This is a genomic window from Pantoea sp. alder81, from assembly GCF_020179835.1.
GTDB lineage: Bacteria > Pseudomonadota > Gammaproteobacteria > Enterobacterales > Enterobacteriaceae > Pantoea.
The window spans coordinates 1-9,456 of record NZ_JAIUDA010000022.1; the positions used below are offsets into that span (position 1 = coordinate 1).

At 52.2% G+C, this 9,456-nt stretch carries 9 protein-coding genes, 1 rRNA gene and 1 pseudogene; 10 read left to right on the forward strand and 1 reads right to left on the reverse strand.

Annotated elements, in window-relative coordinates; genetic code table 11:
• The 10 genes and pseudogenes from LBW88_RS26270 to LBW88_RS26315 all read left to right on the forward strand — a co-directional run.
• A pseudogene (locus LBW88_RS26270) lies at positions 1-139 on the forward strand (acetyl-CoA carboxylase biotin carboxylase subunit); the annotation flags it as partial.
• Positions 140-209: 70 nt separating this feature from the next.
• Entirely contained in the window at positions 210-452 is a 243-nt protein-coding gene (locus LBW88_RS26275) for a YhdT family protein (protein WP_224935636.1), read from the forward strand.
• A complete protein-coding gene (gene panF, locus LBW88_RS26280; protein ID WP_224935634.1) occupies positions 442-1,887 on the forward strand; it encodes a sodium/pantothenate symporter in 1,446 nt (481 codons plus the stop codon). The genes LBW88_RS26275 and panF overlap by 11 nt, the downstream gene beginning before the upstream one ends.
• 11 nt (positions 1,888-1,898) lie before the next feature.
• A complete protein-coding gene (prmA, locus tag LBW88_RS26285; protein WP_224935632.1) occupies positions 1,899-2,780 on the forward strand; it encodes a 50S ribosomal protein L11 methyltransferase in 882 nt (293 codons plus the stop codon).
• A gap of 395 nt (positions 2,781-3,175) precedes the next feature.
• Complete coding sequence (gene dusB, locus LBW88_RS26290; RefSeq protein ID WP_200578678.1) at positions 3,176-4,141, forward strand: tRNA dihydrouridine synthase DusB; 966 nt, start codon at positions 3,176-3,178, stop codon at positions 4,139-4,141.
• 24 nt (positions 4,142-4,165) lie between these two features.
• Complete coding sequence (gene fis / locus LBW88_RS26295) at positions 4,166-4,462, forward strand: DNA-binding transcriptional regulator Fis (RefSeq protein ID WP_003855228.1); 297 nt, start codon at positions 4,166-4,168, stop codon at positions 4,460-4,462.
• 541 nt (positions 4,463-5,003) lie between these two features.
• Positions 5,004-6,029, forward strand: coding sequence for an amino acid ABC transporter substrate-binding protein (locus tag LBW88_RS26300; protein ID WP_224935630.1), 1,026 nt, complete (start codon positions 5,004-5,006; stop codon positions 6,027-6,029).
• 66 nt (positions 6,030-6,095) lie between these two features.
• On the forward strand, positions 6,096-7,274 hold the full coding sequence (locus LBW88_RS26305; protein WP_224935628.1) for an amino acid ABC transporter permease: 1,179 nt from the start codon (positions 6,096-6,098) through the stop codon (positions 7,272-7,274).
• A 15-nt stretch (positions 7,275-7,289) separates the two neighbouring features.
• Positions 7,290-8,390 (forward strand): amino acid ABC transporter permease, encoded by a 1,101-nt coding sequence (locus LBW88_RS26310; protein WP_224935626.1) that lies wholly within the window; start codon positions 7,290-7,292, stop codon positions 8,388-8,390.
• Between the two features lie 8 nt (positions 8,391-8,398).
• Positions 8,399-9,160, forward strand: a complete 762-nt coding sequence (locus tag LBW88_RS26315; RefSeq protein ID WP_084938030.1) for an amino acid ABC transporter ATP-binding protein — start codon at positions 8,399-8,401, stop codon at positions 9,158-9,160.
• 171 nt (positions 9,161-9,331) lie between these two features.
• Here LBW88_RS26315 and rrf read toward each other — a convergent pair.
• A 5S ribosomal RNA gene (gene rrf, locus LBW88_RS26320) occupies positions 9,332-9,447 on the reverse strand.
• Between the last annotated feature and the right edge of the window lie 9 nt (positions 9,448-9,456).

Sequence of the window (9,456 nt, forward strand, 5' to 3'; positions counted from 1 at the left end):
TGCGCTGGCGGAACTGATCATCGACGGCATCAAGACCAACGTCGAGCTGCAGATGAAAATCATGTCCGACGAAAACTTCCAGCAGGGTGGCACCAACATCCACTATCTGGAGAAAAAACTCGGCCTGCACGAGAAGTAATCGCAGCGCAGAGCAAACAAAGGCCGGTTAATCCGGCCTTTTTCATTTTTGTTGCCTTTGAGGTTGCATAATGGATTGGCGTTTTTTGCAAGCGAACAGAGAGGCGCGCTGGGCGTTCTATCTCACGTTAGCTTACCTCGCTGTATGGGGATTCTCCGCCTGGTTAGGTGGTGATGAGATTGGCATTTTGGGCCTGCCCCGCTGGTTCGAACTCTCCTGCGTCTTTGCCCCGCTACTGTTTATTGTGTTGTGCTGGCTGATGGTGCGCATCCTGTTCCGTGATATGTCACTGGAGGACAATGATGGACTCTGAGATCATTCTTCCCCTGCTGGCTTATTTGGTGCTCATTGCCGCACTGTCCGTGTTTGCCATGCGCAAACAGCAACAGGGCAATTTCCTCACAGAATACTTCCTTGGCAGCCGCTCCATGGGCGGTTTTGTCTTAGCCATGACGATCACCTGCACTTACATCAGCGCCAGTTCGTTTATTGGCGGACCGGGTGCAGCCTATAAATACGGTCTCGGTTGGGTCTTACTGGCGATGATTCAGGTACCGGCAATATGGCTATCCCTGAGCGTCCTGGGGAAGAAATTTGCCATCCTGGCACGTCGCTACAACGCAGTGACGCTTAATGACATGCTATATGGCCGCTATGGCAGCACACTGCTGATCTGGCTCTCCAGTATTAGCCTGTTGGTGGCCTTCATCGGCGCTATGACCGTGCAGTTCATTGGTGGCGCGCGTCTGCTGGAGACGGCAGCGGGGATTCCCTACGACACCGGACTGCTGATCTTTGGCGGCACTATCGCTCTATACACGGCTTTCGGTGGCTTTCGAGCCAGTGTACTTAATGATGCGATGCAAGGACTGGTGATGCTGATCGGCACCTTCCTGCTGCTGTTTGCAGTCATACATCACGCTGGCGGACTGGAAACAGCCGTGACGAAGCTGCGCACCATTGATCCACAGCTGGTTTCACCGGAGGGCGTAGGCAATGTGATCAATCCCACTTTCCTCAGCTCGTTTGCCGTATTAGTGTGCTTTGGCGTGATTGGCTTACCGCACACGGCGGTGCGCTGTATCTCCTATAAAGACAGCAAAGCCATGCATCGTGGCATTGTGCTCGGTACCATCGTAGTGGTGATCCTGATGTTGGGTATGCATCTGGCCGGCGCTTTAGGTCGTGCGATCATTCCTGATCTTACCGTCCCGGATCGGGTGATCCCGACGCTGATGATCACCGTGTTGCCACCGATGGCCGCGGGCATATTCCTCGCCGCACCGATGGCGGCCATCATGTCGACGATTAACGCGCAGCTGCTGCAATCCTCCGCTACGCTGATCAAAGATCTGTATCTGCGTATTGCGCCGCAGCACAGCGAGAATGAAGCACGTTTGCGTATGCTATCGGGCACCATCACCTTTGTGCTGGGTCTGCTACTGCTGCTGGCAGCGTGGAATCCACCGGATATGATTATCTGGCTCAATCTGCTGGCGTTTGGCGGACTGGAAGCGGTGTTTCTGTGGCCGCTGGTGCTGGGCCTCTACTGGGAGCGCGCCAACTCGACTGGTGCCATCAGCGGCATGATTGTGGGCGCAGCATGTTATACCCTGCTCGCCAGCCTGAATATCGAACTGTGGGGTTTCCACCCTATCGTTCCGTCATTGACCTTAAGCCTGCTGGCCTTCGTGGTAGGCAACTTGTTTGGCAGCACGCCTGATGCGCGTCACGCTGCAGTGGAATAAAGAGAAACGCTATGCCTTGGATTCAAATCAAAATTAACAGTACCGGTGAAAATGCCGAGCCACTTAGCGATGCACTGATCGATGTCGGTGCCGTGTCAGTGACGTTCCAGGATACGCACGACAACCCGGTTTATGAACCGCTGCCAGGTGAAACCCGCTTATGGGGTGATACCGATGTGATTGGCCTGTTTGATGCTGAAACCGAGATGGACGATGTGGTGGCCGAGTTGAGCCAGCATCCCCTTTTGGGATCAAATTTCCACCACAAGATCGAGCAGATCGAAGATAAAGACTGGGAACGTGAATGGATGGATAACTTCCACCCAATGCGTTTTGGCGAGCGTCTGTGGATCTGCCCAAGCTGGCGTGATGTGCCGGACCCAAATGCCGTTAATGTGATGCTGGATCCAGGCCTGGCGTTTGGTACCGGCACCCATCCTACCACTTCGCTGTGTCTGACCTGGCTCGACGGCCTCGATCTGCAAGGCAAAACCGTGATCGATTTTGGCTGTGGCTCCGGCATTCTCGCCATTGCCGCACTGAAACTGGGCGCTGCACAGGCCATCGGTATTGATATCGATCCGCAAGCGATTCAGGCCAGCCGTGACAATGCGGAGCGCAATGGCGTTTCTGACCGTTTATCACTCTATCTGCCGCATCAACAGCCGGAAAATCTGCAAGCTGATGTGGTTGTCGCCAATATCCTTGCAGGTCCGCTGCGTGAACTGGCGCCGCTGATTAGCGTATTGCCTAAAGCTGGCGGACATCTGGGATTATCAGGCGTGCTGGCCAGCCAGGCTGAAGGTGTGTGTGAAGCTTACATTGAGCGCTTCACGCTCGATCCGGTGGCTGAAAAAGAGGAATGGTGCCGCATCACTGGTGTGCGCCGCTAAGCATGATCACCGGCTGGCTTCGCTGGCCGGTTTTCAGTCTCGCCATCGAGACAGTGAAAGCGACTCACTCTCTGCATATCGGCCGCAAAACTGCTACCTGAAAGCAATCAAATTAGTACATTTAATAATCACATCGCCGTCATTTCTCTGGCTAATTACCGGATGTGGCGGTTTTTATGTTGTGATTTTGGGCATGTTTTAAGAAAAACTTTTGCTCACAATTTCAGCATAAATTTTTAATATACTGAATTATATAGATTATTAGTTGTAGCATTGCTGTTAAGGCCGATTTCCTCGCAGTTTAACGGTGAATTGTTCAAAGTTTGGCCTTTCATCTTCATTAAAAAATGCGTAATATACGCCGCCTTGCGAACAGTTAGGGTCACTTCTTTTTCATGCGCATTGGACACCATCAGCTACGTAATCGACTCATTGCTGCGCCTATGGCCGGAGTATCCGATAAGCCATTTCGCACGTTATGTTACGAGAACGGTGCAGGTATGACTGTCTCCGAGATGCTGTCATCAAACCCAGAAGTTTGGGCGAGTGACAAATCCCGTTTGCGTATGGTGCATAGTGACGAGCCTGGAATCCGTGCCGTGCAAATTGCCGGTTGCGATCCTGATGAGATGGCTGCCGCCGCGCGCATTAATGTGGCGTCTGGCGCGCAGGTTATTGATATCAACATGGGCTGCCCAGCTAAGAAAGTGAATCGTAAGATGGCTGGCTCAGCACTGCTGCAGCATCCGTCACTGGTGGAGTCCATCCTCCGTGCGGTAGTGAATGCAGTTGATGTACCGGTTACGCTGAAGATTCGCACCGGCTGGGACAAAGAAAATCGTAATTGTGTAGAGATTGCCCAATTGGCTGAACGCTGTGGCATTCAGGCTCTCACCATTCATGGCCGCACGCGCGCCTGTTTGTTTGAGGGACACGCTGAATACGACAGCATTCGGACAGTTAAGCAGAGCGTTTCCATTCCGATTATCGCGAATGGCGACATTACTGACCCGCATAAAGCCAGAGCGGTGCTCGACTACACCGGAGCCGATGCTCTGATGGTTGGTCGCGCTGCTCAGGGAAGACCGTGGATCTTCCGGGAAATCCAGCATTATCTGGACACAGGGGAGCTGCTGGCACCGAAGCCGCTGGCTGAAGTGAAGCAAATGCTGATTGGACATATACGGGAACTGCACGACTTTTATGGTCAGCGCAAGGGATACCGTATTGCTCGTAAACACGTTTCCTGGTATTTGCAGGAAAGTGCTCCTGATGACCAGTTTCGGCGCACATTCAACGCCATAGAGGATGCCAGCGAACAGCTGGAGGCGTTGGAGGCATACTTCGAAAATCTTGCGTAAACGAAATAAAGAGCTGAAAGAACTATGTTCGAACAACGCGTAAATTCTGATGTACTGACCGTTTCTACCGTTAACTCACAGGATCAGGTGACGCAAAAGCCACTTCGTGATTCGGTTAAACAGGCACTGAAGAACTATTTTGCTCAACTGAACGGTCAGGATGTAAGTGATCTGTATGAGTTGGTACTGGCTGAAGTTGAGCAGCCTCTGTTGGACATGGTGATGCAGTACACCCGTGGCAACCAGACCCGTGCAGCTCTGATGATGGGTATCAACCGTGGTACTCTGCGTAAGAAGCTGAAAAAATACGGCATGAACTAATCGTTCATTGCTGCGATAACGCCAACCTTCGGGTTGGCGTTTTTGTTTGTGTTGCGCCAATAGTTTCCCTGCGTTAACAACGCATGAAACAATTGTCGCGGATATGGTAACGATAGTTGCAATTGCATCCGTGATATTTCATCTCTCTCAGCGCCTGTCCATTGCCCCATTTTAGCGCCTGTTTCGTACGTCATAACGCCCGCCCCGCCGCTTTACCTGTGATCTTGCCCTGTTTCAGCCGTAAGTCTGCAAACGTATACATTTTATCCTGAGTGATGGCTCACACTGCTTCCACATAGTGAAACTTTTTGCACTATTTGTGATCGCGTCGTCTCGTCATGCTGCCTTTTGGTGCGCGATAGTAGCCAAAATTTCTGGATGCGTCCGTTTATTAAAAGATCTTTCCAGTGAATTCAGGATTCTGCAAACCTGGCATTACCTTTGCAGAGTCGTGGATGGCTAACCGCCACAGACAGAAAAAAGCGCACATAAAAGTGCGTGCAAACATAACAACACACGATCACGTCACACAGGATGCTTTATGAAAAAGATGATGCTTTCCACCCTGGTCGCTGCAGCCTCACTGTTAGCCGTAGCTCAACAAGCGCACGCAGGCACCACGCTGGATGCCATTAAGAAGAAAGGTTTCGTACAGTGCGGTATCAGCGACGGCCTGCCAGGCTTCTCCTACGCTGACGCCAGTGGCAAATTTACCGGCATCGACGTGGATGTTTGTCGCGCCGCTGCGGCTGCGGTATTTGGCGACGCCAGCAAGGTGAAATACACCCCGCTGACGGCTAAAGAGCGTTTCACTGCGCTCCAGTCAGGTGAAGTGGATATCCTGTCTCGTAACACCACCTGGACCTCCTCACGTGATGGTGGCATGGGCTTCCTGTTTGCGGGCGTGAACTACTATGACGGCATCGGCTTCCTGACCCATAAGAAAGCAGGTCTGAAAAGCGCGAAAGAGCTGGATGGGGCCACCGTCTGTATTCAGGCCGGTACCGATACCGAGCTGAACGTGGCTGACTACTTCAAAGCCAACAAAATGCAGTACACACCGGTTACTTTCGACCGTTCTGATGAATCAGCGAAAGCACTCGACAGCGGTCGCTGCGATACCCTCTCTTCTGACCAGTCTCAGCTGTATGCACTGCGCGTGAAACTCGGCAAGCCGGATGATTTCATCGTGCTGCCAGAAGTGATCTCTAAAGAGCCACTGGGCCCAGTGGTACGCCGTGGTGATGACGATTGGTTCACCATCGTTAAATGGTCACTCTACGCAATGCTGAATGCGGAAGAGATGGGCGTGAGCTCTAAAAACGTGGATCAAATGGCGGCTAAACCAACCACACCTGACATGGCTCACCTGTTGGGTGCAGAAGGTGACTTCGGCAAAGATCTGAAACTCGATAACAAGTGGGCTTACAACATCATCAAGCAGGTCGGTAACTACCAGGAAGTGTTTGACCGCAACGTGGGCAAAGACAGCGCACTGAAAATTGCGCGTGGCCAGAACGCGCTCTGGAACCAGGGCGGCATCCAGTACGCTCCACCAGTACGCTAAGTCTGTCCTGCCAGTCGGGCACCGCACCCTGCGGTGCCCAAGCGTTTTCTTCACTGAGGTTTCAACATGTCTCAACGCCCAACCGTAAAGAGGGATTTTTCGTTTGGTAATCCTACGGTTCGCGCCTGGCTTTACCAGATCATCGCGATTGTGGCCGTGCTTGCTGTGGTGGGATATCTGGTCCACAACACAGTCATCAACCTGGCCAATCGCGGCATTACATCCGGTTTCGGATTTCTTGAGCGCAATGCCGGTTTTGGCATCGTCCAACACCTGATTGATTACACCGAAGGCGATACTTACGCGCGCGTGTTTTTGGTAGGGCTAACCAATACCCTACTGGTATCCGCACTCTGCATTGTATTTGCTTCCATCCTGGGCTTCGCCGTTGGACTCGCCCGCCTGTCCGAAAACTGGCTGCTACGTAAACTCTCAACCATCTACATAGAGACGTTTCGTAATATCCCACCGCTGCTGCAGATCTTCTTCTGGTACTTTGCAGTACTGCGTAACCTGCCGGGTCCCCGCCAGGCGTTAAATGCCTTCGATCTGGCCTTTGTTAGCAACCGCGGTTTATACGTCCCATGGCCTGAATATGCATCAGGAACATGGCCTTTCCTGATTGCACTCGCTTTAGCGTTACTCGCCAGTTGGTCGTTGTTCCGCTTCAATCGCAAGCATCAGCTCAAAACCGGTCAATTACGTCGCACATGGCCCGCTGCTGCCGGTTTAATTGTGCTGCTACCGTTGATCGCTCACACGCTGTTTGGTGCGGCAACACATTGGGATGTGCCTGAGTTACGTGGATTCAACTTCCGCGGCGGCTTTGTGATGATCCCTGAACTGGCGGCGTTGACGGTTGCACTGTCCGTCTACACTTCGTCATTCATTGCGGAAGTCATTCGCTCAGGTATTCAGTCTGTGCCGCACGGTCAGAGTGAAGCAGCCCGTTCGCTGGGGTTGCCTAACCCGGTCACGATGCGTCAGGTCATCATTCCGCAAGCGATGCGCGTGATCATCCCACCGCTGACCAGCCAATACCTCAACATCGTGAAAAACTCATCACTGGCAGCCGCCATCGGCTATCCAGATATGGTGTCGCTGTTTGCCGGTACGGTGCTGAACCAGACTGGCCAGGCTATCGAGACCATTGCGATTACCATGGCGGTCTACCTGATTATCAGTCTGATCATTTCACTGCTGATGAACCTCTATAACCGCAAAATCGCGCTGGTTGAGCGTTAAGAGAACGGGATTACTATGTCTGTGACCACACATGAAACACCGCCCGTACCGGGCAATCCGTTGGCAAAAGCCTGGCTTTGGGCACGTAAAAACCTCTTTTCCAGTTGGCTGAACACTCTGCTTACGCTGTTCAGCTTCTGGATTATGTGGAGCGTCATTCCGCCGGCACTGGACTGGCTGGTTTTCCAGGCTAACTGGATTGGAGAGACTCGTGCCGACTGCACCAAAGCGGGAGCGTGTTGGGTGTTTATCCATGCGCGTTTTGGTCAGTTTATGTATGGGCTGTACCCTCACGAACTACGCTGGCGCATTAATCTGGCGCTGGTGATTGGGTTGCTCTCCATCATTCCAATGTTCATTAAGTCGATGCCACGCCGTGGACGTTACATTGCCTGCTGGGCAGTGATCTATCCCATAGTAGTTTGGCTACTGATGTACGGTGGCTATCTCGGGTTGGAGCGCGTTGAAACCCGCCAATGGGGTGGCTTAACGCTCACGCTGATCATTGCATCGGTAGGTATTGCTGGCGCACTGCCACTGGGTATTCTGCTGGCGCTGGCGCGTCGTTCCAAGATGCCGGTAGTTCGCACGTTATCGGTGATCTTCATCGAGTTTTGGCGTGGAGTTCCGCTGATCACCGTGCTGTTCATGTCATCGGTGATGCTGCCGCTGTTTATGGCGGAGGGCACCACTATCGACAAGCTGGTTCGTGCTCTGGTCGGCGTCATTCTGTTTCAGTCGGCTTATGTTGCGGAAGTAGTGCGTGGCGGCTTGCAAGCGCTGCCAAAGGGCCAGACAGAAGCGGCGGAATCGCTGGCGCTCGGGTATTGGAAAACGCAGATGCTGGTTATTCTGCCGCAGGCACTGAAGCTGACCATTCCCGGTTTAGTGAATACCATCATCGCACTGTTTAAAGATACCAGCCTGGTGATCATCATCGGCTTATTCGATCTCTTCAGTAGCGTGCAGCAGGCCACCGTTGACCCCACCTGGTTGGGCATGTCGACTGAAGGTTATGTGTTTGCTGCCATGGTTTACTGGATTTTCTGTTTTAGCATGTCGCGCTATAGCCAGTATCTGGAGAAGCGTTTCCACACCGGGCTTAAATCGCACTGAGGTTTTACATGACACAAATTATGACGAATGCGGCTGACACCATGATGATTACACTTGAGAACGTGAATAAGTGGTACGGACAGTTCCATGTTTTGAAAGATATCAATTTGCAGGTGAAACCTCGCGAACGCATTGTGCTTTGCGGGCCTTCGGGTTCCGGGAAATCGACTACCATTCGCTGCATCAACCATCTGGAAGAACATCAGCAGGGCCGAATTGTGGTAGATGGCATCCATTTAAACGATGATGTGCGCAATATTGAGCGTGTTCGCACTGAAGTCGGAATGGTATTTCAGCACTTCAATCTGTTCCCTCACCTGAGCGTTTTGCAAAATTGCACCCTGGCACCGATGTGGGTACGCAAGCTGCCAAAGAAAGAAGCGGAAGAACTGGCGATGCACTACTTACAGCGCGTAAGGATTGCGGAGCATGCGCATAAGTTTCCCGGCCAGCTTTCGGGTGGGCAGCAGCAGCGCGTGGCGATCGCTCGATCGCTATGTATGAAACCGAAAATTATGCTGTTCGATGAACCCACTTCTGCACTTGATCCAGAGATGGTTAAAGAAGTTCTCGATACGATGATTGGTCTGGCAGAAGATGGCATGACCATGTTGTGTGTGACCCATGAGATGGGCTTTGCGCGCACTGTCGCGGATCGAGTGATCTTTATGGATCGTGGGGAGATTGTTGAGGAAGCGCCGCCGCAAGAGTTCTTCGCGAATCCTAAATCAGAGCGTACACGCGCCTTCCTTTCTCAAGTTATCCATTAATATTCAATTAGTTGCATAAACCTCTGCGCATTCTGGCAGAGGCTTTTTTCATGCCCGCAATGTTATTTCGCGTTAACCTATTTCGATGTACTTTACGACTTTTGAGCCATTTGGCGAGTTTTAAACATACAAAAAAGCCCTGAACTTTCGTTCAGGGCTTCTGTGTTTGATGCCTGGCAGTTCCCTACTCTCGCATGGGGAGACCCCACACTACCATCGGCGCTACGGCGTTTCACTTCTGAGTTCGGCATGGGGTCAGGTGGGACCACCGCGCTAAAGCCGCCAGGCAAATTCTG

What these genes read in the sequence shown, in the direction of transcription:
- dusB (WP_200578678.1), top strand. Translation starts at nt 3,176, where the DNA reads ATGCGCATTGGACACCATCAGCTACGTAATCGACTCATTGCTGCGCCT.
- LBW88_RS26275 (WP_224935636.1), top strand. Translation starts at nt 210, where the DNA reads ATGGATTGGCGTTTTTTGCAAGCGAACAGAGAGGCGCGCTGGGCGTTC.
- fis (WP_003855228.1), top strand. Translation starts at nt 4,166, where the DNA reads ATGTTCGAACAACGCGTAAATTCTGATGTACTGACCGTTTCTACCGTT.
- LBW88_RS26305 (WP_224935628.1), top strand. Translation starts at nt 6,096, where the DNA reads ATGTCTCAACGCCCAACCGTAAAGAGGGATTTTTCGTTTGGTAATCCT.
- LBW88_RS26310 (WP_224935626.1), top strand. Translation starts at nt 7,290, where the DNA reads ATGTCTGTGACCACACATGAAACACCGCCCGTACCGGGCAATCCGTTG.
- LBW88_RS26300 (WP_224935630.1), top strand. Translation starts at nt 5,004, where the DNA reads ATGAAAAAGATGATGCTTTCCACCCTGGTCGCTGCAGCCTCACTGTTA.
- prmA (WP_224935632.1), top strand. Translation starts at nt 1,899, where the DNA reads ATGCCTTGGATTCAAATCAAAATTAACAGTACCGGTGAAAATGCCGAG.
- panF (WP_224935634.1), top strand. Translation starts at nt 442, where the DNA reads ATGGACTCTGAGATCATTCTTCCCCTGCTGGCTTATTTGGTGCTCATT.
- LBW88_RS26315 (WP_084938030.1), top strand. Translation starts at nt 8,399, where the DNA reads ATGACACAAATTATGACGAATGCGGCTGACACCATGATGATTACACTT.